The organism is Methanomicrobium sp. W14 (assembly GCF_017875315.1).
Lineage (GTDB): Archaea > Halobacteriota > Methanomicrobia > Methanomicrobiales > Methanomicrobiaceae > Methanomicrobium.
The window spans coordinates 173,026-195,569 of record NZ_JAGGMM010000001.1 but is presented as its reverse complement, the minus strand read 5'-3'; the positions used below and the strand labels follow the sequence as shown (position 1 = coordinate 195,569).

Genomic DNA, 22,544 nt, shown 5'->3' with positions numbered 1-22,544 from the left:
TCCAAAAGGACTACTTTCACTACTTCCCTATTTTTATACGCCTTGACATAATGCAGGGACCGCCTCTTACACCGCCGATAGGGTCTTTAGGCTTTCCCATTGAACACATGCACCTTCCCATAAGAGCAGCACCTCTTGCAAGCCCGTCATCAACAAAAATCACATGATCGTAAGGGTCATCGTAAAACCCTCTTTCCTCAATACCTTCCATAATATAGTCAGGTTTTCTTCCTGAAATCGCGGCACGGCCTGTGAATCCTATCGAAGAGTTTGGCGGGACAAGTTTGTTCTCGGCAGCTACATCAACAAGCCTCAGTGCGATATCGGCACAGACATTGTCAATGACATCGTTTAAGACGCCTGCACCATGTTTTTCATATATCTCTGCACCAATAGCTTTTAAGCTATCCGATCCACTGAAGTTGACTCCGGCATCGCTGCCTATCATGGCAATTCCGGACTTCATAGCAAGGTCTGCACATACGGGCACTTTTCCAAAGCGTGTCCTGTCAGAAGGAACTATTCTTATATCGACAATATTTCTTATCTGTTCTTCATAGTCCCGAACAACCTTTGTCTTCTTCTTGGAGAGGTTACTCTTCAGGCTTTTATCTCCGAAAAGATCAAGGGCAGTCCCGGTATTTTCCTTTACTTTACCGGTTCCCCTGACGATTGCATCTGGAATTGCGCCGGCAAGCCCGCAGAAATTGCCTATTGTCTTTGCAAAAGGCCATTCGTCATCGGGGGGTACATCGCTTGTTATACGCCCGTCAAGCGTCGTACCGAAATCAATGGAAATGCACGGATTTCTGAAGTCAACGTTTGTCCATTTTGCACCCTCCTTTATTCCGGCCATTGCAAGCTCGCCCTCCATCTCGTTTGCAACCATTTCAACACCCGAAGACCCTACAGGCGGCGAAACTCCTGCAACAGTCCCGCAGAACGTAAGTTTGTCGGCAAAGCTGAATTCCCTTAATTTTAAAGGAAGATTATTAATACCCATCGGAGGAGTCATCTTTTTTGGAGGGACTCCTGCCGCAAGGCACCCGTTTGCAAGGGCTATTACAAAATCCCCTACCTGGTCCGGGGAGTCCATTGCCGCAACAACTCCGGTACTTCTGACGACAAAGTCCAGATCGTCTTTTATTGAAAGGTCTGCCTCCTTATGACACTGAATCAGAGTATCCCTGACAAGCTCTGTCACAGACTCCCTTGTTATTGGTGTCCCTACAAGCGTTTCACCGAACACGGCCTCTCCGGGTTTGGGCGGTCTTACGTCCCTGCTCATCGAGACGGTTTTATTTATGACGTAAGTCCTTCCTGTCTCAAGATTGGTGCCGGTAAGGATGCATTTCGTTGTTGTATTGCCCATCTCAACCGAAGCCACTATAAAATAAGGCTTTGACTTGTATTCAGGAACCCTCATACCTGCACCCTGCCCCATGGATGGAGGAGGGGGGCTCTCTACAATATTCGGCATCTTCTTTTTAAAACTAAAAAAGGCACACATTACATAATTCTGTACTAATCTTTTCAGGGTTAAACCTTTCTTTTCAGAGAAACGGCCGCAATAAAAAAAGAGAAATATTATGGGATTTTCATATGAATTTCAAATTTAACCGGTTTTTACAGATTTTTCCAAAAATTTTTTTACGAACGGCAGAAGTTACGCAATTAACCGGCGACTATGCAGTCAAAAGGCAACAGAATTACAAAAACAAAAGTAAGGACTTAACAGGAAACAAAAAAATATATTTTTAGATCAGGCTTATTCCGATTTTGTCTTTGCAATCATATCTTTTATTCTTGCCTGGAAACCGTAATATGCCGAGAACCCCACTGCATCATTCTGGTCTATCGTTTTGCTTTCAAACGAAACAAGATCATCGGAGTACAGGGCATTCGGGGAACTTCTCCCTGCAACTGTAACGCTTCCCTTGTACAGTATAACATCAACAAAACCAGTAACCCTCTCCTGGGTCTTGTCTACAAATGCACTCAGTGCCTCAAACAAAGGTTCGTGAATTAACCCCATATATCCAAGTTCTGACCATTTTTCATCAACGATATGCTTAAATGCAAGTTCCTGGCGGCTTAATACAAGCCTTTCAAGATCCGGATGAGCCTTCAGAAGAACTGTCGCCGCAGGGTGCTCATAGATTTCACGTGCCTTAAGGCCCAGGATACGGTCTTCTATCATATCGTTTCTTCCTACACCGTTTCTTCCGGCTATACAGTTCAGTTCAAGGATTAAGTCTATTCCATTCATTTTTTTGCCGTTTAAGGACACAGGGATACCTTTTTCAAACCCGATGCGGACCTCTTCGGGTTCGTCCGGGGCGTCCTTTGAAGAGACTGTCCAGGCATATATGTCGTTTGACGGATGGTTTTCGGGTTTTTCCAGAACACCACCCTCGATGCTCCTGCTCCAGCAGTTTTCATCGACAGAATACGGTTTTGCTTTTACAACAGGAACAGGTACACCGTGCTTTTCGGCATAGTCCATCTCCCATTCGCGTGTAAGGTTCATCTCACGCATAGGAGCGATTATATTAAGGCCCTCCTTTCTGAAGACAAAGTCAAACCTCAGCTGATCGTTGCCTTTTCCGGTGCACCCGTGGGCAACACTTTCTGCACCTTCCTTTCTGGCTATTTTTACAATCTCTTCTGCTATTAGGGGACGTGCTAGCGCCGTTCCCATAGGATAGCCCTCGTACGAGCCGTTGGCCTTTATTGACGGAAACAGCTGCTCTTCGACAAACCTGTCTTTGATGTCTATTGTATAATGCCTGTCGGCAATTTTGTTGCCTTTGTCTGTAGCTGTTTTTATATCCTCCGGGGGCTGACCCACGTCAACTGCTACGGTAATTACTTCATCAAACCCATAATGCTCTTTTAAAAGCGGGACACATATTGAAGTGTCAAGACCGCCTGAGAAGGCAAGAACTACTTTTCCTTTTCCCATTGAATTTTCTCCGTTATAGCTTTAATAAAAATAAAATCTGCTTAGGTTGTTTGTAATTAAAGATAAATTAATACTCTCATTGACTCTTCAAAAAAAGGATAAACTAAAATGAATCATTCCGGCACCAGGGGCGGGTCCTGCGGGACAAGCTGGTCATAGACTACATACGTTCCGATTGTGCCGGGATACACAGCTGTCACTTTTACCCTGTCCTGCTCGTACTTGTTTGCCGGAAACTCCACGCTGTCTCCTATGTTCTCGTAACTTAGATTTTTGCTCTCGCTTGCTCCGTCAGGATAATAAACGTCAACTGTGATGGTAGAGACAAAATTCTGCCCGGAACCGCCCATGAAATAGACTGTTATAGTCCCGTAGACCTGGTCCTTGTTGACCTGTATTGCGACAGTGTAATCAGAAGAAGGCTGTTCCGTCGGTCCGGGCACCATATCAGAAGGCAGAGCCTGAGTTTCGGTGGCTTCTGTCGTAGCCTGTGCGGTCTCTGTAGGAGTCTGCGTCTGACCGGACTGACCGTCCGAACCGGTACAGCCTGCAGAAAACACAAAAGCTGCAAAAAAAATCACCATAAAAGTAAGATATAACCGCCTCATAATAACTGACTTATAGAAACATCTGATATTTGATTCTTTTGAAAGAATAAAAAAGATAAAAAATATTAATTTTTGAATTTGGGTTTTGTCTTAAGGGCTTCGACAAGAAGCTTTATTCCGTTTTCCACGTCCTTTAAGTCGACTACTTCTACAGGAGAGTGGATATAACGTGACGCTATTGAGAAGGGTATACTTGGTATACCTTCCCTTACGAGATGGATAATCGTTGCATCGGTGTTTCCGCCGTCTCCAACTTCAAGCTGGTATGGTATTTTATTTTTGTCACCTGCTTTTCTGAGCCAGTCGGATACGTTCCAGTCCGCCATAAGACCCCTTCCGGCGGCGCTGACAAGACCAAGAACAGGCCCTTTGCCCATCTCAACAGAAGCCTCACTCTTCGTAATCCCGGGGTGATCGCCGGGTATTGTAACATCCGTTGCTATTGCGCAGTCCGGGTTTATTGCAAATGCACTGACTTTTGCCCCTTTAAGCCCAAGCTCCTCCTGAACTGTGAATACACCGTATATTGTATGAGGTGATTTTACCTGTTTTAAAACTTCAATCTGCAAAGCGACGCCGACACGGTTGTCCATTGCCTTTCCGGTTATCCTGCCGTTTGCAAGCTCTTTATATTCACGGTCGATAGTAATCGGAGTCCCTATCTCTATTCCGAGGTCCGCTGCGTCCTTGTCGCTGACGGCACCGATGTCGATGAACATATCCTCAATCTTAAGTTCCTTTTTGCGGTCCTCGGCCGACATCACATGAGGCGGCTTCGCACCGATTACCCCGGTAATATCTCCTTTTTTGCCGTGAAGAACCACTCTCTGGGTATATGCCGTCGGAGTGAACCATCCGCCTATCGGAACGAATTTAATAAAACCCTTTTCGTCGATGTACTGGACCATAAATCCTATTTCGTCCATATGCGACGCAACCATGAACTTAAAGTCGTCACCTTTTTTGACCGTAATAAGGTTTCCCATCCTGTCGGTGTACATTTCGTCAACATATCCCGCAAGCTCTTCTTTTATTATATCCCGTATATTTCCTTCATAGCTTGAGAGGCCATGTGCATCGGAAAGTTTTCCCAATAAATCTTTTAACATTTTACCTCACCTTAATTTTGTTTTCAATTCTGATTAAAGCTTCACTGATATCCTCACGTGAAGCCGCGTAGCTGAATCTTGCGTAGTCCGTCGCATTTTCACCGAAGGCATCACCGGGGATTACCACAACTCCGGCGTCTATGATGTCTTCAAACATTTTCTTCTCCATCGGCACAAACATGTAAAAGGCACCCTCAGGTTTTGAGAACTCAAATCCAAGCCTTTTGAGACCTTCATACATGATATTCCTTCTTTGTGCGTATTCACGCCTCATTTTTTCAACGCAGTCCGTACTACCGTTGTATGCAGCAATCGCCGCATATTGCGAGATAGATGTGGCGCAGGTCTGGCAGTACTGGTGGACCTTCAGGCACTGTTCTATATAGTTTTCAGGACCTCCGATAAACCCAAGCCTCCAGCCTGTCATTGAAAAGGTCTTGCTCGCGGCGTTGACCGTCATTACGTCATCGGAATAGTTTGCAGCGGAGTAATGCTTTTTTTCGTATATGAAATGCTCATAGACCTCATCCGAGATTATCGTGACGCCCTTGTCCTCCGCGTACTGTGACACCGCCTTTATCGTCTCTTCGCTTTCGACCGCACCGGTCGGATTTCCGGGTGAGTTCAATACCAGAACCCTTGCACCGTCCATCTGCTCCTTGCAGGACTCGACATCGATGTGAAAATTTTCATCAAGTGCGATTCCACGGGGTCTTCCGCCGGCAAGAACGGCACATTCCTTGTATGATACGAATCCCGGGTCGGGATAGAGAACAACGTCACCAGGGTTTACGAGTGTCTCCATTGCAATATGAAGCGCTTCACCAGCACCGGCGGTAACGATTATCTGGTCAGGGGTATAGTCCAGACCATTTTCGCGCCTGAATTTGCCTGAGATGGCTTCCCTTAATTCCGGAACTCCGGAATTAAAAGTGTAGCCCGTCAGGTTGTCCTCTATGGCCTTAATCCCGGCATTTTTGATATGTTCAGGCGTTGGGAAGTCCGGCTGGCCAATTCCAAGATTTATCGAGTCAGGCTTTGCCTTCTGAAAAAACTTTCGTATTCCTGACATCTGCACTGTAAGAACCCTGTCGGAAAAAGGATTTTTATTCACCATTAAAATGAAGCCTCCTGCCTTTTTTACTTTTATTTATTCTATATTCGCATGTCTTCCCTTAAGCTCGGTCTCGTCGCATTCCGTGATTTCCATAATCGCAGATATTATAGAATCGCTGAAGACCATCGATGCGGTCTCGAAAAGAGTGCCGAGAGGTGCAAACGATTTGTGCTCTCCCATCATCTGGCGGATTTCATACTCTGCCGATTCATCCTTTACCGTATCCCTGTGGCTTTCGATAACTACGGCAGTATCGGCAATCCTTCCGATTCTTGAATCCTTCTTCGAGGACACAAGGCATATTTTTCCCCCGATGGACTTTGCGGTCTCGCAGAGCTCTGCAATAGTTTTGGTCTCACCGGAACCCGAGAAGGCAACGACAATATCTCCCTTCTTCATTGCGGGGGTAATCGTCTCTCCTATTACATATGATTTCAGACCAAGGTGCATCAGTCTCATCGCAAAGGCCTTTGCCACAAGACCTGACCTTCCGGCGCCCATCACATATATCCTGTCGGCATGCATTATCTCATCTATAAAATTCTGCACCTCTGAATCCGACAAAGATTCCGCCATTTCATTGATTTTTGACGCCATCAGGCGGATCATATCCTGAACTCTACTACACTCTGACATAAACCTCAAACCTTTACTTATCTTTAGGAAGTATTAGAATATCCACTTTGGCAAACATCAGCCGGCATAAACAATACTGAAATACAAATGCTGATTCAAAGAGGAGAGGACTGTATTTATACGAAACTAATTTAAAAATGGTTATCCCTGAAAAGCGGATAAGAACTGAAGTGAACAAAATACAAAAAAGATTTTTGAATTAAAACCGGGTGAAATTTAGTTTTTGGACTGTTTTTCAATCTCTTCTTCAACTTCGGCGTATCCCTGTCTGTAAAACTCCTCTTCGTCAGGTGAAATCTCACGCAGAAGTCTCAAAAATTCCCCTGCATGAACCCTTTCCTCATCTGCAATATCTATCAGGACGTCTTTGGCAAGTTTGTTATCAGTTGAATCCGCCAGCTGCATGTAAAGCTGTATTGCTTCGTACTCTGCTGCAACCATAAATCTGACTGCTCTTATAAGTTCTTCATCCGTCAGTTTACGGTCATTCTTTAGTCCTGAAAAAGGATTTCCAAATTCCGGCATTTTTTCTTAACCTCATGTAATTAAAAATCCCAAATATTGATATATTTTACGGTGATTTGCCACCAAATAGATTTTGTAATATAGTGTTCATACAAATTTCAGGAGAATTCTACAGAATATGGCTGGAAAAAGTATTGACTATGCAAAAGGAAAAAACCTTGAAGAAAAACTGGAAAAAATAGGTGCGGTTAAGGGAAAAGAATGCAATGTCCTTGATTTAAACCGGCTCTCCAAAAAATACGACCTTGAAGTTGTCCTCTACTTCGAGAAGGAGCTGGCAGAAAACTCGACATATGAAAAAGACCTGGCTGACTTCGCAGGCGACGACGAATTCGGCAGACCTTTTATTGCAGCATCCAGATTTCTTGAATTCGGAAAAGAAAACGACCCAACGTTTGAGCAGAGACTTAAGGAATTCCCGCTGATGATAAAAATAATAGATTACGGAGAGATAACTTCAGAGGAAGGTTCAAAAAAGATATACGTAAAAGGGCTCATGCCGTTTCTGGACGAATTCGACGTGGACAAAGAGCCCGGCCCTTTCATCGGGGACGTTTCATAAAATACAGGTAAGTGAGGAAAAATACAATTAACCAGGACAAATTCAGGGTAATTTTACAGGTCTAAAAGGACACCTTTCTTCAGTTTTACCCCCGGAGCCTTTCCGCATTCGCGGAGAAATTCAAGCACTTCAAACCTGTTTTTTATTCCCGGTCTTTCTTCGACGCCGGAACAGACGTCCACTGCATATGGTCTTATCTCTTCTGCTGCATGGTGGACATTGGAAGAGTTCAGGCCTCCTGAAAGAATTACAGGGATATCCGATTTTTCAGAAATTTCCTTTGCAAACGAATGATCATAGAGTCTGCCGCTTCCGCGGCTTTCATCGATTATGAGTGCGTCGCAGTCATCCGGTACCGGGGTATTTTTTCCGATTACCCTGATAACCCTTCCGCTGAAATATTCAGGCATCTTGATTCCTGACGAAAGCTGGACAGCATCAGGATTTACGGAAAGAATTTTATCAAGTTCACCGGGTGAAGTTGTATGCGTCACAACGACTCTGGTGATAAAAGGTCCAAGAGATGAAAAAATCAGGTCTGCTTTCTCCAAAGTCACATTTCTGGCAGATTCAGGAGATATTACGACACCTATGGCATCCGCTCCGGACTCTTCTATGAACATGGCGTCATCTGCATTTGTAACACCGCAAATCTTTACACGCAATTTAAACTTCTCCGTTAACGTTTCCGGGAAATATGGATTTCCGGGATATATTTCTGATTACATTTGGAATTCGTATTATAAAATAGCTGACTGTGAGATAATTATTTAGGATAATTGATCTGTAGTCCTGTAATTTTAAATTGTTATGTGTCACCAAGGTATAGGTTAAGCGTTTTCAAATAGTTTCATTCGCCGGACAAAATTTTTATTGGGAGTCATAGAGTTTTATTATATTCTTTAAACTGTCTGAATAATTGTAAAGATCGGCAAGATCATTAATCGGGATTTTCTCTTCCTTTTTATTATCATTAAAGACACCCAAATGCTTTTGTTTGGTATTAAATCTTAAACGGCATATTGGTTTGCGGTTTGTATTATCCAGCAAAATTCCGCAATAGCCCTTTGTATCCCTTAATGATACCCGGTTTGCCGGAATTATTTCTCTTAAGATTCCCCGGACTATGTAATATGCCTCCAGTTCCTCAACAGTTGTGACAATGCCATTATCTTCTTCTGGTGTCCCGTTTTCCGAAGTTTCCTCCTGTTCTTCTTTGTGATCGGACATAGCAAGTTTTAATCTGTTGTTAATTTTTTCGTTGATAAACTGATTACGGGCATCCTTCACTATTGTCCTGAACCTTTCAAGAGTGTTTTTCTTAAGGGGGCGGTCATAGACACGCTTGGCAAAAAATCTCACAAAATCATCTGAAGGATTTTCCAGTTCCTCCTGCAGTATATTCATTATTTCATGAGTATATTTGAGTGATATTGCAACGGAAGTTAAATCATCAGGGTCAAAGGATTCTTTCGTAAATCTTTTTAATTCCTGAATGTCTTTCTCTCTCAGGTTTAACATGTTTATCTCAAGAAACGGTTTGTCGTCCATTTTGTTTGGAGAATCCAGATCAGAAAAGAACCTGTAGATTATACCGTTTGTAAGAATTCCCACTTTAGCAGGTGTGACGCTATAATATCTAAACAATTGTGATGCCTGCTGGTTGCTTAATTCTGAATTTACATCTTTGCATTCAAAAAGAATCAAAGGTTCACCGTTAATTACAATTGCATAATCAACCTTTTCTCCTTTCTTAGTTCCGTGATCCGCAGTATATTCCGGTATAACCTCTGTAGGGTCAAAAACATTATAGCCCAAAACATTGATCAAAGGCATAATTAATGCATTTTTTGTAGCTTCTTCAGTTGAGACATTTTCGGATAATTTGGGAATCCTTGCAACTAATGATTTAATTTGTTCAGAAAATTCCATTTATTCGTTTCCCCCTTTCAGTTAGTTCACATTTTTTTATCTTAAATATTTTGATATAAATCTTTTCTATTAGTCGCTTTAACCTTTTCTAAGATTTTAAAAATTATTATATGTTGTTCTAATTCCAAAAATCTTCAAATATGTTAAGATTTTTCTTATAATTTCCTGCCGGATTTTCTGATTCATAAAAATAATTATGAAATAAATAAGAGCACACCGAACTTTTTATTTCATTAAATTAAACCATAAACCTGATGTCTGAATACAGGCTGGTATCCTGGAACGTGAACGGAATAAGGGCTGCTGCAAAAAAGGGTTTTTCCGAATTTTTATTATCTGATTCCCCTGACGTTCTCTGCGTCCAGGAGACAAAGGCAAACGAAGATCAGCTTACCTCATCACTAAGGCACCCCAATGGATATTTTTCGTATTTTTCATCAGCAGAAAAAAAAGGTTACAGCGGTGTCGCATGTTTTTCGAAGTACGAGCCGCTGTCAATAAAGAAAGGTTTTGACATACCTGAATTTGACAGCGAAGGAAGAATCCTGATTTTGAAGTTTCCTGATTTTTACCTTTTTAATATCTATTTCCCAAACGGGAAAGCTTCAAAAGAGCGGCTAAACTACAAGATGAGATTTTACGATGAGTGCCTGAAAAAAGCAAGTGCACTGCACAAAGAAGGTCATAACGTTATAATCTGCGGCGACGTCAACACTGCACATACCGAAACCGACCTTGCAAGACCTTCCGAGAATTCAAAGGTTTCCGGATTTCTTATTGAAGAGAGACAGTGGATTGACAGGCTGCTTGACGCAGGATTTCTCGATACTTTCAGGATATTTACGAAAGAGCCCGGTTATTATACATGGTGGGACCTTAAATCAAAGGCACGTGACAGAAACGTAGGGTGGAGAATAGATTATTTCTTTGCAAACGAGGAGTTAAAGGACAATATAGTGGAGTCTACAATAATGTCGCAGGTATACGGGTCTGACCACTGCCCGATAATGCTGAGACTAAGGTTTTAAAGGCGTTCGGATATAATCTGAAAACCACTTCATCTTTTTCCAGTTTTTTGATTTTAGGGGACAAACAGTCTCAAAAAGCAGTAAAAAAGTTATTTGAAAGAAGTCTTATTCTTCATTGTAGATTTTAAGTGCCGTCTTAACGTCCGCGTTATCAATAGTTATTGCGGATATGGCGTTACACATCCTCACTGCTTCCGAAAGGGACTTCTGGTGGATGTTCCTTCCCGTGGCGTTTCCTGAAGCTCCGCCCGTATGGATCTGGTCATAAAGCTGCGAAAGGAACTTTTCCGCTGACGTGGACGAGCCACCTGCACATACAAGGCGTGTCCTTCCTGCCGCAAGAGACACCTCCTTTAAAAGTTCAGCCGGGTCAAATCCTTCCTTTTTAGGTGCGTTTACCTTGACAAAATCCGAACCCAGAGTTGCAGCTGTTCCTGCAGCTCCGGCTATAAGATGCGGATCTTTTTCATTTTTGACTGCTTTTCCACGCGGATAAATCCAGAGAACCACGATGAATCCGTTCTGGTGCGCATCCCATATAACCTTTGCAGCTTCGGAGAGCATAACGTCCTCGTATTCGCTTCCAAGGTATATCGTGTAGCCTACACCTGCGATCTTCAGACCGCTTACGTCCCTGAACTTTGCGACCTGTTCTACCGACCAGAGCTGAACGCTGAGAGGGTCCTTCTGATCCGTCTTTACGAGATTTGTCTTGGAATTGAGCTTTACAAGATAGGGTATATCACTGTAGTCACGCCCGTATTTCGCGATAAGACCAAGCTGGGATGCAAAAACACCGATTCTTCCTTCTTTTGCTATCCTGAACAGGTGTTCCGGGTCGGAATCGTCCTCATGGATGCCTTCCCCGTAAAAATCATCGTTTAAATGCTCTATTTTCTGGTCCCCTGCAAAAAGCATCAGTCTGCCGCTTTCATGAGTAATCATGTGGTAATTTCTGGCGTATAAAGCCTTCATACTCTCAGGAACATCGGCCGGAATTTCAATATCATATACAACAGACATACTTATTCGTGGATTTACCAAATAATAAAGTTTGTCAGATTTACCGGAAAAAGAGACTTTAAAAGCGTCACATGCAAAAAAATATACGCTGGTACAGCAATTACGGTAACATTCGAAGGACCTGAAAAAACATTAAAAGAAAGCCTGCCTGTTAAGATTTATTCATTTTGCACTTATTAAAATGCAACTTTCCTGCATACCGCCTGGTATATACGGCATTTTTTTGATTCTGAATAAATTTTGTCAATAAAAACGGATAAATTAATTGAATTGCCGTTTTTGCATATGAACCTCTGGCTTTTCAATAACAAAAACTCCCTGTTCCCTATTTTTCTGCGTTTTTCAAAATCACCGGAGTCTATGCGGTCAATAATACTTTCACCGGGAGGCATCAGCATTGAAATATTCTTCATTTTAAGGTCTTCGGGCATATAACCAAACGCATTACGGCAGGAATGATTGGCATAACAGATTAAACCGGTGTTTTCCATAAGAAAAACTGGGTCTTCATAGAGACCCAGGAGATTTTCATACATCCTGTTTAATGCAAGATAATCTTCAGAACCTGTTCCCGGGTTGTAGTTGTCTGCAAAAAAAACTGTATAGCCCTGGTTGCCGTCAGGAAGAACTGTCTTAATAATCCTGAGGTTGTAAAAATCGTTTGTGCATTTTTTTGCAACAATAAATTTCCCGGAACATTCTGCTCCTTCTGCCAGGCCGGATATTTTGGACTTGAGGTACTCGGAGTCAAAAAAATCCCCGAGAACGTCTGTATAACATTTGCCTTTTATTTCCGTTTCTTTTTTTCCTGAAAATACCAGGAAATTCTTATTTGCATAAATCAGCCTTTTGCTTTGATTCAGGATAATAATACAGTCCGATGAATAATCAAGAAGTTCTGACAGGGGAATCCTGTTTGATAAAGAATATATTTTGGCGTGCCCGAACTGTATCATGTCAAGCCTGCCTGCACTGCGCATAACGTCCAGATGACGGGCAACAGACATCCTGTTCATGTTAATCCCGTCGGCTATCTCTTTTACAGGCAGACCACGGGGATATTTTCTAAGGAGACTGGTAATCTTCTCAGGAACAGCTTCGGCACAATTCATTTTTTTTATTTATACATATCCTATATTATTTATAGATAATCCTCTATGTAAATCCATAAGGATTTTTATTACGTCTATCACTAATGATGAAATAATTTTTTTATTGCTTTAGTAATTATTTCAGCAAAAAAATATGCAAAAAAGAAGGATTATAATTATCAAAAGAGAAGGCCGGTTTTGCGACATTAGTGATGAGTAAACAGTCCCCAGTATAAACAAAAAAAGAGAGAATTCATTTATTTAAAAAAAACATTTAACGTTTGGGGGACTCATCACACACATACTGCAGGGAAAACTACGAAAGAGGAGAAAGCAGATTCTCAAGGATTATCCACTATCCACCACCATAAATTTTTCGAAATTTATCTTAATTATCTTAATATTCAGGGTCCCATACCGAAGGTCTGAAGAGAACATTTCCCGGATACCTGATGAAACCGTTTTTTAGGTAATACTTTACATTTTCATCATTAGTCTGGACTATCCACTCAGTTTTGGGAAACTTCCGGACACATCTCTCCAACAATTCTTTTCCAATTCCTCTGCACCGGAATTTCGGATCAACAACCAGGTCGTAAACAGCTGACCTGATTACTTTGTCGGACAATACCCTGACAACTCCCACAAGCCTGCCCTCATGCCATGCTGAAATAACGAGAGTTGAATTTATAAAAGGCAGATTAAAATTTGAAATCATTTCCTGTGTTTCAGCGCTTTTGCACCATCCTGCAGACATGAACAGGAAATGTAACTGGTTAACCGGAAGGTCCTTCTTTTTATCATTAAAAACAATTTCAGGCATACCACATCTCAACTACCTGATGGCATTTTTTATCGCCTGCATATATTTTTTCTGCTTATAATCCCCCCTACTCACCAAACCAACATTTACTAACAATAATCGCATCGCCAGGCCGGTGACATTTGTAACATTTCAGAACATTGTGATACCGCAAACTGAAAAATTTAATCTTTACAGAATGATTGTAACAGAACAGAAAAATGCGAGGGAAGGGATTCGAACCCTCGAACTCCTGCGAGATCAGGCCCTGAACCTGACGCCTTTGACCTGGCTTGGCAACCCTCGCTCCAATAAGAACTTGTTTTTTGCAATTAAGAGCACAAATAACCTTTATGTGCAATGCAGGGCTTGGCAACTCTCGCCTGCCTTACCCTATTTGCTTTTTTAGAACATAAACTTTGGTTTTTATTACCGGATTTTTACGTTATTTTACCAGAGGGTTTTCAGAAGCCGTAACAAAAAAGGAATATATATTTTTTCCGGGTGCATTTTTGTTTACCCTTTTCTCCTGACTCTTACACAATTTTCGTGTCCTGCACCCGGAAATTTATCCTCTTTTTCCCGTTCACTCAGGATGATTTTTTGCGTGCATCTCTTCTTTTATAGAGGACAGACTCTCAATATGCTTTTTTAATTCATGATCACGGAGAACATTTCTGCGGATTTTTCCTGAAATCGTCTTTGGAAGCTCATCAACAAATTCGATTAAACGCGGGTATTTATAAGGTGCAGTTGTCTGCTTTACCTGCTTCTGGATATCCCTTATGAGGATCTCCGACGGTTCATAGCCGTTTTTAAGGATAATAAAGGCTTTTACCACCATGCCCCTAATAGGATCGGGTGATCCGACAACCGCCACCTCTTTTACGCTCGGGTGCTCCATAATTGCAGATTCCACTTCAAACGGACCTATTCTGTATCCCGAACTTTTTATGACGTCATCCGACCTTCCGACAAACCAGAAATAGCCGTCCTCGTCCATGTAAGCCTTGTCACCGGTGTAGTAGAAATCACCACTGAAAGACTCTGCGTTCGCATCGGGATTGTCGCAGTACTCCATAAACATTCCCACAGGTTTCGGGTTTACGTGAACGGCGATTCTTCCGGGTTCACCCTGCTTTACAGGGTTTCCGTCATCATCATGAAGTTCGATTCTCCAGCCGGGTGAAGGTTTTCCCATAGAGCCGGGTTTTGCCTTCATGCACGGAAATGTCCCGATACAGAGTGTAAGTTCTGTCTGGCCGTATCCTTCATATATTGTAAGTCCCGTCCCCTCTTTCCAGACTTTTATTACCTCGGGATTTAACGGTTCACCAGCACTTACGCAGTGGCGTAGGGAGGTAAGGTCAAACTTGTCAAGGTCTGCCATTATAAGCATCCTGTAGATTGTAGGCGGACAGCAGAACGAGGTAACCTCATACTTTTCAAGTATCGGAAGGATTTCGGTTGCATTGAATTTCCCCCTGTAATCATAGACCACACTGCATGCACCCTGTATCCAGGGACCAAAGAATTTTCCCCACGATGATTTTGCCCAGCCTGTATCAGAGAGGGTCATGTGGACGTCGTTCATCTTAAGATCAAGCCAGTAGGCGCCTGTGGTCAGATGACCAAGTGGGAGGGCATGGTTGTGCAGAACCATCTTTGCTTCACCAGTGGTTCCTGAAGTGAAATACATAACCATAGGATCAGATGATCTTGTCCTTTCAAGTCCGGTTGTCACAAGTTTACTTGATACCGGTGCAGGATAGTCAAGCTCCACCAGGTAGCTTATCCAGCCCTCTTTCTCCCCGTCAACGACAAGGCGCGAACGCAGGGAAGGACAATGGGGACAGATTTCCTCTATTTTCGGGGCATTCTCCATATCGGTGATAAACATCTTGAACCCTGCGGCATTGGTCCTGTATAAAAGGTCCTTTGACGTAAGCATTGTCGGGCACGGAACAAATACTGCACCAATCTTGATGCATGCAGTCGCAAAAAACCACCATTCGGGAACACGCGGAAGCATTATTGCAACCCTGTCGCCTTTTTTTATCCCGTATTTAAGAAGCATATTCGCAGCCTGGTTCGAACGGTTTGAAAGCTGCCTGAATGAAAAAGTCTTTTCATAACCGCTCTGGTTCACCCAGACCATCGCCCTCTTGTTTCTGTCAATTTTGGCCCATGTATCTATGACATCAAATCCGAAGTTGAAATACTCGGGTACATCAATTTTAAAATTTTTGTACAGAGTATCGTAATCTGTCATGTTCGGGGCTTCCTGCGGTATCCTGTCACGGAGGTGCAAAAGGTTCTCAACACACTGACCTCCTCCTGGCGCAAACGCACCTGATATTTCATTTTCGCAGGCCCCGTTTATCCACTCGGACCGTGACTTGCCCAAAAGTCCGACAGTCCGGTCTATTTTTTCGACAAGACTGTCATCCATTGTTACAGAGAATCGCACCATACATTATACATTTGTGGTGCAATAGGTATAAATACAATCGTATGCACGAACCAAAAACTACAATAAAACTGGCAAAGAACTCCTGTTCAACCGCAGCAGAGAATTCACGCAGGTTAACACCCGCAACCATAATGTACATAGACATACATCCCTCCGGAGACCTCGATTACGAAAAGTCTTTTTCAGCATTTTTCCAGATTCATTCATCCGCTGCATATCAATACCTGAACCCGGAGTGATAATATTAAATGTCAGGAATACCAGGAAACTGTCAAAAATACCCGCAGACCCAATATTATATAATATCTGAAAGATAAAAATCTGATTATACGGAACCTGCAAAACTTATATATAACCAGGATATTTTATTAAATATAATAATTTACCCATACTGACAGGACATCATCCGGGTGAAATAAATACAATGATGAATCCAGAGTGCAACAATGAGTTTTCCGGTAAAAATAAGGCATTTTTGATACTGCTTACCGTTGCTGTCGTATCTGCCAATATATATTGTTATATGAGGCTGCCGGAGAATTTTGCAGTTATTACAAATCAGCTGTATTATATTCCCTTTATTGCTGCCGTAATATCTTACCGCAAAAGGAGCATATTTTTTTCAGCCGGCCTGATTGTTCTGATAATTTTGCTTCCTGTCTACTTTCAGTCAGGTGCCCTCCTGTATTACGCCGCTTTGACAACAGCCCTGATAGCTGTAGCGACATCAGCAGTAGCATACTACACACTGAATAAGGCTAACAAAAAATTCAGCCTGAAAACTTTTATTGAAAACTCACATGAGCCTCTTATGGTCTTTGACAATGACGGCCTCATAACTGATTTAAGTCACGGTTTTACAGAAAAATTCGGGTATGACAAAGAACAGATCTCAGGAAAGAGATTAGAAGAGTGCAAGTTTTTTTCCAGGAAATCAAGGGATATTATAAGAAAAAAATCTGAAAATTTACTTAAAGAAAAAGAAAATAAATATCTTCTGGCTGAAGCAGAAACAAAAGGCTCTCAAAACGGTTACAAAAACTTTTTCATCACATTCATGAACAGCAGATGGCAAAAAGACGAAGAATTTCAAAACCTGACTATTGCCGAATTTTCAGATATAACCGGTTGCATCAAAGCTTTGGACGAAATCAGGGAAAACGGGGAAAAATTCAGAGAGCTTATAGATTTTCTCCCGCAGTCCGTAGTTGAAGCCGATAAAGACATGCGCATAACCTTCATAAATAAAAAAGGCACCGAAACCTTCGGGATAAGTGAGGATGACCTGGACAAAGGAGTTTACATTCAGGACCTGCTTGTGCCGGAAGACCGCAGCAGAGCCACTGAATTTTTAAAAAATATGAATCCTGAGTCAACCGGACACACTTCGGAATTTACGGCAGTGTCAAAATACGGGGAAAAATTTCCTATTATCGCGTATTCTGGCCAAATTTCCAGAAAAAAAGAGAACAACGGGATAAGGTTTGTGGCCATTAACCTTAAAAAACTAAGAGAAACTGAAGAAGCACTCTGCAAAACCGAAGAAAAACTTTCAAAACTAATGGAAAATTTTTCAGGTATGGCCTACAGGTGCAGAACAGATGACGAATTTACAACTGAATTCATTAGCGACGGATTTTATGAATTAACAGGATATTCTCATTCGGATATTATACCAAAAGAGAAGATAAAACTCAAATCCATAATTCACCCGGACGACTTTCAAAATTTCAGAGAAACCATTCAAAAATCACTTACCGGGGACGGATTCTTTGAAACAAGGTACAGAATCGTCACCACCGGGAAGGAAATCAGGTGGGTATGGAACCAGGGCAGAACAATAAAAGATAAAAACAGGAATATTTCTTTGATAGAAGGCGTTATTTCAAACATAACAAAGCTTGTTAAAACTGAAGACGCCCTTAAAGAAACTGAAGAGCAGAAAAAGCAGTGCATCATAAATTCCCTGAGTGATAAAGAAACTCTTCTCAAAGAAATACATCACAGGGTCAAAAACAACCTCCAGATAATAGCAAGCATCCTGAAACTCAAAGATATGCAGTCAGAAAACAATGAAGTCCATGAAATTCTTCTTGACTGCAGGAGCAGGGTTTTTTCAATGGCAATGATACACGAAAAACTATACAGATCAGAAAATATCGACAAAATCAATTTTATGGAGTATATAACCACACTTCAGGCACATCTTGCAGATGAATACGGGGCAAACGAAAGAAGCATCAGCATAATATGCAGATGTGATGAGAACATTAACCTTGACATAGACACCGCAATACCCTGCGGGCTTATAATAAATGAAATCCTTACGAATTCACTTAAATATGCATTTGACAAAAACGGAGGCTCTATCATAACGGAATTTCAAAAGTATGAATACGGCAGTTATCTGCTGAAAATAAAAGATAACGGCCGGGGATTCCCAAATTCATACGATTACAGGAATTCAGAGTCTCTCGGCATGCAGCTTATCTTTAACCTGACAAAGCAGCTTGAAGGTAAAATCGAAGTGAAAAACATTTCCGGTGTAGAATACTCGATAGAAATTCCTGAAAATGGGCAGGATCAGATCAAATAACGGCAGGGGGCAACCAAAATGAAAAACAGCAGTATACTGATTGTCGAAGACGAGATGATAATAGCAATGGAAATCCAGGCAACATTAAAAAAGCTTGGATACAGTGTTATTGGAACTGTCATCGGCGGAGATGAAGCAGTCAAAACGGCGGGAGAAAAAAGTCCTGACCTTGTGCTGATGGACATAAGGCTCAAAGGAAACATTGACGGAATACAAGCCGCGGAAAAAATTATGGGCATGTATGGTATACCGGTAATATTTCTTACCGGAAATTCCGACCAGAAAACCATAGAAAGGGCAGTTGCAATAAAACCCGCAGGATTTCTAATCAAACCGTTCAAGGAAAGAGAACTCCTGGGAAACATTGAAATGGCCCTCCATAAAAAGGAAGGCATTAAAACACCTGACTCACAGGAAAAAACTGAAAATTATGACCCTTCATCAGATTTAACAGCTCAAAGGCTCTCCTCATTCAACAGCCCTCTTATAACAACCGATTGTTCCGGGGTAATCACCCATGCAAATGAAACCGCCCTTAATATGCTCAGTCCTGGTGACGGAAAACTCACAGGAAAAAAGCTCTCGGATGTTTTTGAGACTATAAATGAAGATGACAAAATATCTGCAAATCCTAAATATTTCTGGCCGGACACAATTGCATATAAAGCAGACAGCAAAAACAAAATCAGAGTTAACCTTTACTCGGGGTTTTCAGAGGACTCACAAAAAAATATCCGGGACTTTATTTTTTCAGTAGGGGCCGCTTCGGATGAAAGTGAAAATCAGAAAAATCCGGTTGATGAGATCAGGTCCATTATGAACTCCTTCAGTGAGGTTATATTTGTAGCCGATTCAAAGCTTGAAATACTGTATTACAACGATAATTTTACGGAACTTGTAAAAAGACTTGGAATAAGCCCGTTTCTTCTTAAAAGACCTATTCCCGACATACAGGAGCTTTCGGCATTTGTTGCTGAAGATGAGTACGATGAGGTCTTCAGGACAAACCACTCGATTACAAAGACAAAAAGGCTGAAATCGAAGAATAAAGTAAACAATTTTTTCAGCATCAGTATTGTTCCCAATTCAGGAGAAAACGGCACGGAATATGTAACAACAATAATCGAGGACATAACGTCCATCGTAAATACAAAGGATTACAGCCGTTACCTCGCACAGAACCTTGGAGAGATCAAAAAAAGTCTTTTAAGCGTGAATTCCATGATAACCAATGTAAAAAAACCGCTTTCAGAGATTATAAAAGCTGTTTCCGGTAAAAATTCCACGGAATTTGCATTAATATTCGAAAAAACCGCAGAAATTGAGGACATCATTGAAAATTTCAACCTTAACAGAATAAAATATGAGAGCGCCATAGATCACATCGACTTTCTGGACAAGTCTATGGAAAACTGGTGAAAAAAATAGAAATTATTTGCTCCGGAATTTTTTAAGTTCCTGCTCGCGAAGCTGGTTCCTCTTGATTTTTCCGGATATTGTTTTTGGCAGTTCGTCCACAAACTCTATCGCACGCGGGTATTTGTATGGCGCTGTGATATTTTTCACAAAATTCTGGATCTCCTTTACCAAAGAATCGCTGGGCTCATAGCCGTTATTCAGGACTATGAACGCCTTTACAATCTTACCGCGTATCCTGTCAGGTGAGCCCACAACGGCGGATTCCTTTACCGCAGGGTGCTCAATAAGGGCGGATTCAACCTCAAACGGGCCTATCCTGTACCCTGAACTTTTAATGACATCATCATTGCGCCCGACAAACCAGAAATAACCGTCGTCATCCCTGTAGGCTTTGTCTCCGGTGTAATAGAAGTCTCCTGTGAAAGACTCTTTGTTCGCCTCGGGGTTGTCCAGATATTCCACGATAAGGCCAACCGGGCGGTGCGGTTTTAGAGAGACTGCGATTCTTCCCTCCTCGTAATTTCCGACAGGTTTTCCGTCGTCGTCATGAAGCTCTATATGCCACCCCGGAGATGGTTTTCCCATGGAGCCGGGCTTGCTTTTTATGCATGTGAATGATGCAATTGCACAGCATGTCTCAGTCTGACCGTACCCTTCGTGAATAGTAAGACCAGTTCCTTCTTTCCAAATCTTTATTACTTCAGGATTGAGGGGCTCTCCAGCACTCGTGCAGTGGCGAAGCTCGGAGAGGTCAAACTTGCTTAAATCCGCGAGTATAAGCATGCGGTATATCGTAGGCGGGCAGCAGAAACTTGTGACTTCATATTTTTCTATGAACGGCAGGAGCTGCGTGGCTTCAAATTTGCCCCTGAAATCAATGACAAGAATGCATGCTCCTGCTATCCACTGACCGAATATTTTTCCCCATCCGCATTTTGCCCATCCGGTATCAGATGAGGTAAAGTGAACATCGTTTGGCGTCAGGTCATGCCACAGCTCGGCCGTAACCCTGTGACCAAGAGGGTGTGCATTGTTGTGAAGAACCATCTTGGGCTCGCCCGTAGTCCCTGATGTAAAGTATATAAGCATGGGGTCAGTCGAGCGTGTCCTCATGTCTTCAGGGATGCTTACGGATTTGTGCGATACAGGTGCAGGATACAGAAGTTCGTGAATGTAGCTGGACCATCCGGGGAGCTCTCCGTCGACAACCATTCTTGCCCTCAGAGTAGGGCATTCATTGCAGATTTCATTAATCTTCGGTGCATTTCCAAGGTCTGTTATGACCATCTTGAACTTCCCTGCATTTATCCTGTACTTCAAATCTTTTGGCGTCAGGAGGACAGGGCAGGGGCAGTATACCGCTCCAAGCTTTATAAGCCCGATTACAAAGATCCACCATTCCGGGATACGCGGAAGCATTATCAGGACGCGGTCGCCCTTGTTTATGTTGTACTTTAAAAGTATGTTTGCAACCTGGTTTGAAAGGTTCTTAAGGTCCCTGAATGAATATTTTTTTTCATTACCATTCTGGTCGGTCCAGATCATTGCAAGTTTGTTTCTGTCAGTCTTTCCCCATTTGTCTATGATATCATATCCAAAGTTGAAGTACTCCGGGACATCTATTGTAAAATTTTCATATACGGAGTCGTAATCCTTCATATTCATCGGTATTTCCTCTTTTTTATCGCAGCCTGTGACATATTCAGAGGAATCACTTTTTTTCGCCTTATCAACTTCGCTTTGCGGGATTCTCCACAGCCTGCCCACTTTGACACCTTTCATCACACCGTCTCTCAGCCATGAATGGACTGTCCTGGCCTCCACTTTGAGGGCATCAGCCACCTCCTGGGGGGTATAATAATCACCGCTATCAGAATTCATGCCTATATTTTTGGGTGCAAGGTATATGAATGTAATTTTAAGTTTGTATGATGATCAGAAGATATAACCACCTCCAAGACATAGAATGCGCACAATGTAAGTTTGTATCTTTATACTTTTTTGCCCGAAAACATGATTATTTCATCAAAACAAAATCAGACAGTTAATATTATGCTCAAACGACTGGAAATTATATACAATGGCTGACAAGAATTATGAATCCCTTAAAATAGAGAATATCGTCGCCTCAGGAGAGATTGCAGACTCAATCAGTCTGGAAGAAGTTTCCAGGCAGATTGATACCTGTGAATTAAATACCAAAAGATTTCCCGGAGCTGTATACAGGATTGAAAAACCTAAAATTGCTTCCCTCATTTTTTCTTCGGGAAAAATTGTACTCACAGGCATAAGGAAAAAGGATGACCTTAAGGCAGGACTTGATATAATTATCAGTTCACTGAAAAATGTTGGCGTAAAAACATTTGATAAGCCCAACGTTGCTATCACAAACATTGTCTGTTCATATGACATCGGAAAGCAGGTCAACTTAAACAGGGTTGTCGTAACGTTAAACCTTGAAAACATAGAGTACGAGCCTGAGCAGTTCCCCGGACTTGTCTACAGAATCGAGGAGCCGAAAATTGTCGCACTTATCTTTTCTTCAGGAAAAATAATTTTAACAGGCGGAAAAAACCTTGACGACGTTAAAAGGGGTCTTGATTTTCTCGAACAAAAACTTGACAGCATTATGTGATAAACACTAAAAAACCGGAATAC

The 22,544-nt window shown here is 42.0% G+C and carries 20 protein-coding genes and 1 tRNA gene; 6 read left to right on the top strand and 15 right to left on the bottom strand.

Annotated features, from left to right (window positions below; all coding sequences use genetic code 11):
- Positions 1-19 precede the first annotated feature (19 nt).
- The 7 genes from J2128_RS00960 to J2128_RS00930 form a co-directional block, all read right to left on the bottom strand.
- On the bottom strand, positions 20-1,510 hold the full coding sequence (locus J2128_RS00960) for a methanogenesis marker 14 protein (protein WP_209688908.1): 1,491 nt from the start codon (positions 1,508-1,510) through the stop codon (positions 20-22).
- A gap of 258 nt (positions 1,511-1,768) precedes the next feature.
- On the bottom strand, positions 1,769-2,965 hold the full coding sequence (locus J2128_RS00955; RefSeq protein WP_209688907.1) for an argininosuccinate synthase: 1,197 nt from the start codon (positions 2,963-2,965) through the stop codon (positions 1,769-1,771).
- A 113-nt stretch (positions 2,966-3,078) separates the two neighbouring features.
- A complete protein-coding gene (locus J2128_RS00950; RefSeq protein WP_245323245.1) occupies positions 3,079-3,549 on the bottom strand; it encodes a hypothetical protein in 471 nt (156 codons plus the stop codon).
- A gap of 89 nt (positions 3,550-3,638) precedes the next feature.
- Positions 3,639-4,682 carry a M42 family metallopeptidase gene (locus tag J2128_RS00945; RefSeq protein WP_209688905.1) on the bottom strand — a complete coding sequence of 348 codons (1,044 nt, stop codon included), beginning with the start codon at positions 4,680-4,682 and terminating at the stop codon, positions 3,639-3,641.
- Between the two features lies 1 nt (position 4,683).
- The gene (locus J2128_RS00940) at positions 4,684-5,799 is read right to left on the bottom strand and encodes a pyridoxal phosphate-dependent aminotransferase (protein WP_209688904.1); all 1,116 of its coding nucleotides are present in this window, start codon (positions 5,797-5,799) and stop codon (positions 4,684-4,686) included.
- A 33-nt stretch (positions 5,800-5,832) separates the two neighbouring features.
- On the bottom strand, positions 5,833-6,435 hold the full coding sequence (gene hxlB, locus J2128_RS00935) for a 6-phospho-3-hexuloisomerase (RefSeq protein WP_209688903.1): 603 nt from the start codon (positions 6,433-6,435) through the stop codon (positions 5,833-5,835).
- A gap of 216 nt (positions 6,436-6,651) precedes the next feature.
- Entirely contained in the window at positions 6,652-6,960 is a 309-nt protein-coding gene (locus J2128_RS00930; RefSeq protein WP_209688902.1) for a ferritin family protein, read from the bottom strand.
- Between the two features lie 118 nt (positions 6,961-7,078).
- On the opposite strand from J2128_RS00930, the gene J2128_RS00925 reads away from it, so the two are divergent.
- Complete coding sequence (locus J2128_RS00925; protein WP_209688901.1) at positions 7,079-7,522, top strand: hypothetical protein; 444 nt, start codon at positions 7,079-7,081, stop codon at positions 7,520-7,522.
- Positions 7,523-7,575: 53 nt separating this feature from the next.
- Here the strand turns inward: J2128_RS00925 and J2128_RS00920 are convergent, their stop codons facing one another.
- Together J2128_RS00920 and J2128_RS00915 are read right to left on the bottom strand one after the other, a co-directional pair.
- A complete protein-coding gene (locus J2128_RS00920) occupies positions 7,576-8,187 on the bottom strand; it encodes a phosphoribosylanthranilate isomerase (RefSeq protein ID WP_209688900.1) in 612 nt (203 codons plus the stop codon).
- Positions 8,188-8,392: 205 nt separating this feature from the next.
- Positions 8,393-9,454 (bottom strand): type I restriction endonuclease, encoded by a 1,062-nt coding sequence (locus J2128_RS00915; protein ID WP_209688899.1) that lies wholly within the window; start codon positions 9,452-9,454, stop codon positions 8,393-8,395.
- 254 nt (positions 9,455-9,708) lie between these two features.
- Between J2128_RS00915 and xth the strand changes: the two genes are divergently transcribed.
- Positions 9,709-10,482, top strand: coding sequence for an exodeoxyribonuclease III (gene xth / locus J2128_RS00910; protein WP_209688898.1), 774 nt, complete (start codon positions 9,709-9,711; stop codon positions 10,480-10,482).
- 105 nt (positions 10,483-10,587) lie between these two features.
- Here the strand turns inward: xth and J2128_RS00905 are convergent, their stop codons facing one another.
- From J2128_RS00905 to J2128_RS00885, 5 genes are all read right to left on the bottom strand, one after another.
- The gene (locus J2128_RS00905; RefSeq protein ID WP_209690171.1) at positions 10,588-11,505 is read right to left on the bottom strand and encodes an aldolase; all 918 of its coding nucleotides are present in this window, start codon (positions 11,503-11,505) and stop codon (positions 10,588-10,590) included.
- A gap of 176 nt (positions 11,506-11,681) precedes the next feature.
- Positions 11,682-12,617, bottom strand: a complete 936-nt coding sequence (locus J2128_RS00900; RefSeq protein ID WP_209688897.1) for a PAS domain S-box protein — start codon at positions 12,615-12,617, stop codon at positions 11,682-11,684.
- Between the two features lie 376 nt (positions 12,618-12,993).
- Positions 12,994-13,419: a GNAT family N-acetyltransferase gene (locus J2128_RS00895; RefSeq protein ID WP_209688896.1), complete on the bottom strand. Its 426-nt coding sequence runs from the start codon at positions 13,417-13,419 to the stop codon at positions 12,994-12,996.
- Positions 13,420-13,620: 201 nt separating this feature from the next.
- Positions 13,621-13,705, bottom strand: a tRNA-Leu gene (locus tag J2128_RS00890).
- A 279-nt stretch (positions 13,706-13,984) separates the two neighbouring features.
- The gene (locus J2128_RS00885; protein WP_209688895.1) at positions 13,985-15,871 is read right to left on the bottom strand and encodes an AMP-binding protein; all 1,887 of its coding nucleotides are present in this window, start codon (positions 15,869-15,871) and stop codon (positions 13,985-13,987) included.
- 41 nt (positions 15,872-15,912) lie between these two features.
- Between J2128_RS00885 and J2128_RS00880 the strand changes: the two genes are divergently transcribed.
- From J2128_RS00880 to J2128_RS00870, 3 genes are all read left to right on the top strand, one after another.
- The gene (locus tag J2128_RS00880) at positions 15,913-16,110 is read left to right on the top strand and encodes a hypothetical protein (RefSeq protein ID WP_209688894.1); all 198 of its coding nucleotides are present in this window, start codon (positions 15,913-15,915) and stop codon (positions 16,108-16,110) included.
- Positions 16,111-16,295: 185 nt separating this feature from the next.
- The gene (locus J2128_RS00875; protein ID WP_209688893.1) at positions 16,296-18,467 is read left to right on the top strand and encodes a PAS domain S-box protein; all 2,172 of its coding nucleotides are present in this window, start codon (positions 16,296-16,298) and stop codon (positions 18,465-18,467) included.
- Between the two features lie 18 nt (positions 18,468-18,485).
- Positions 18,486-19,886, top strand: coding sequence for a response regulator (locus J2128_RS00870; protein ID WP_209688892.1), 1,401 nt, complete (start codon positions 18,486-18,488; stop codon positions 19,884-19,886).
- A gap of 12 nt (positions 19,887-19,898) precedes the next feature.
- Here J2128_RS00870 and J2128_RS00865 read toward each other — a convergent pair whose 3' ends face one another.
- Complete coding sequence (locus tag J2128_RS00865) at positions 19,899-21,767, bottom strand: AMP-binding protein (RefSeq protein WP_209688891.1); 1,869 nt, start codon at positions 21,765-21,767, stop codon at positions 19,899-19,901.
- Between the two features lie 199 nt (positions 21,768-21,966).
- Here J2128_RS00865 and J2128_RS00860 point away from each other — a divergent pair, with 199 nt between their 5' ends.
- Positions 21,967-22,521 (top strand): TATA-box-binding protein, encoded by a 555-nt coding sequence (locus J2128_RS00860; RefSeq protein ID WP_209688890.1) that lies wholly within the window; start codon positions 21,967-21,969, stop codon positions 22,519-22,521.
- Positions 22,522-22,544: the final 23 nt, after the last annotated feature.

Coding starts and splice junctions, on each gene's coding strand:
- J2128_RS00960 (WP_209688908.1), bottom strand. CDS start 1,510: ATGTGTGCCTTTTTTAGTTTTAAAAAGAAGATGCCGAATATTGTAGAG.
- J2128_RS00955 (WP_209688907.1), bottom strand. CDS start 2,965: ATGGGAAAAGGAAAAGTAGTTCTTGCCTTCTCAGGCGGTCTTGACACT.
- J2128_RS00950 (WP_245323245.1), bottom strand. CDS start 3,549: ATGGTGATTTTTTTTGCAGCTTTTGTGTTTTCTGCAGGCTGTACCGGT.
- J2128_RS00945 (WP_209688905.1), bottom strand. CDS start 4,682: ATGTTAAAAGATTTATTGGGAAAACTTTCCGATGCACATGGCCTCTCA.
- J2128_RS00940 (WP_209688904.1), bottom strand. CDS start 5,799: ATGGTGAATAAAAATCCTTTTTCCGACAGGGTTCTTACAGTGCAGATG.
- hxlB (WP_209688903.1), bottom strand. CDS start 6,435: ATGTCAGAGTGTAGTAGAGTTCAGGATATGATCCGCCTGATGGCGTCA.
- J2128_RS00930 (WP_209688902.1), bottom strand. CDS start 6,960: ATGCCGGAATTTGGAAATCCTTTTTCAGGACTAAAGAATGACCGTAAA.
- J2128_RS00925 (WP_209688901.1), top strand. CDS start 7,079: ATGGCTGGAAAAAGTATTGACTATGCAAAAGGAAAAAACCTTGAAGAA.
- J2128_RS00915 (WP_209688899.1), bottom strand. CDS start 9,454: ATGGAATTTTCTGAACAAATTAAATCATTAGTTGCAAGGATTCCCAAA.
- xth (WP_209688898.1), top strand. CDS start 9,709: ATGTCTGAATACAGGCTGGTATCCTGGAACGTGAACGGAATAAGGGCT.
- J2128_RS00905 (WP_209690171.1), bottom strand. CDS start 11,505: ATGTCTGTTGTATATGATATTGAAATTCCGGCCGATGTTCCTGAGAGT.
- J2128_RS00900 (WP_209688897.1), bottom strand. CDS start 12,617: ATGAATTGTGCCGAAGCTGTTCCTGAGAAGATTACCAGTCTCCTTAGA.
- J2128_RS00895 (WP_209688896.1), bottom strand. CDS start 13,419: ATGCCTGAAATTGTTTTTAATGATAAAAAGAAGGACCTTCCGGTTAAC.
- J2128_RS00885 (WP_209688895.1), bottom strand. CDS start 15,871: ATGGTGCGATTCTCTGTAACAATGGATGACAGTCTTGTCGAAAAAATA.
- J2128_RS00880 (WP_209688894.1), top strand. CDS start 15,913: ATGCACGAACCAAAAACTACAATAAAACTGGCAAAGAACTCCTGTTCA.
- J2128_RS00875 (WP_209688893.1), top strand. CDS start 16,296: ATGATGAATCCAGAGTGCAACAATGAGTTTTCCGGTAAAAATAAGGCA.
- J2128_RS00870 (WP_209688892.1), top strand. CDS start 18,486: ATGAAAAACAGCAGTATACTGATTGTCGAAGACGAGATGATAATAGCA.
- J2128_RS00865 (WP_209688891.1), bottom strand. CDS start 21,767: ATGAATTCTGATAGCGGTGATTATTATACCCCCCAGGAGGTGGCTGAT.
- J2128_RS00860 (WP_209688890.1), top strand. CDS start 21,967: ATGGCTGACAAGAATTATGAATCCCTTAAAATAGAGAATATCGTCGCC.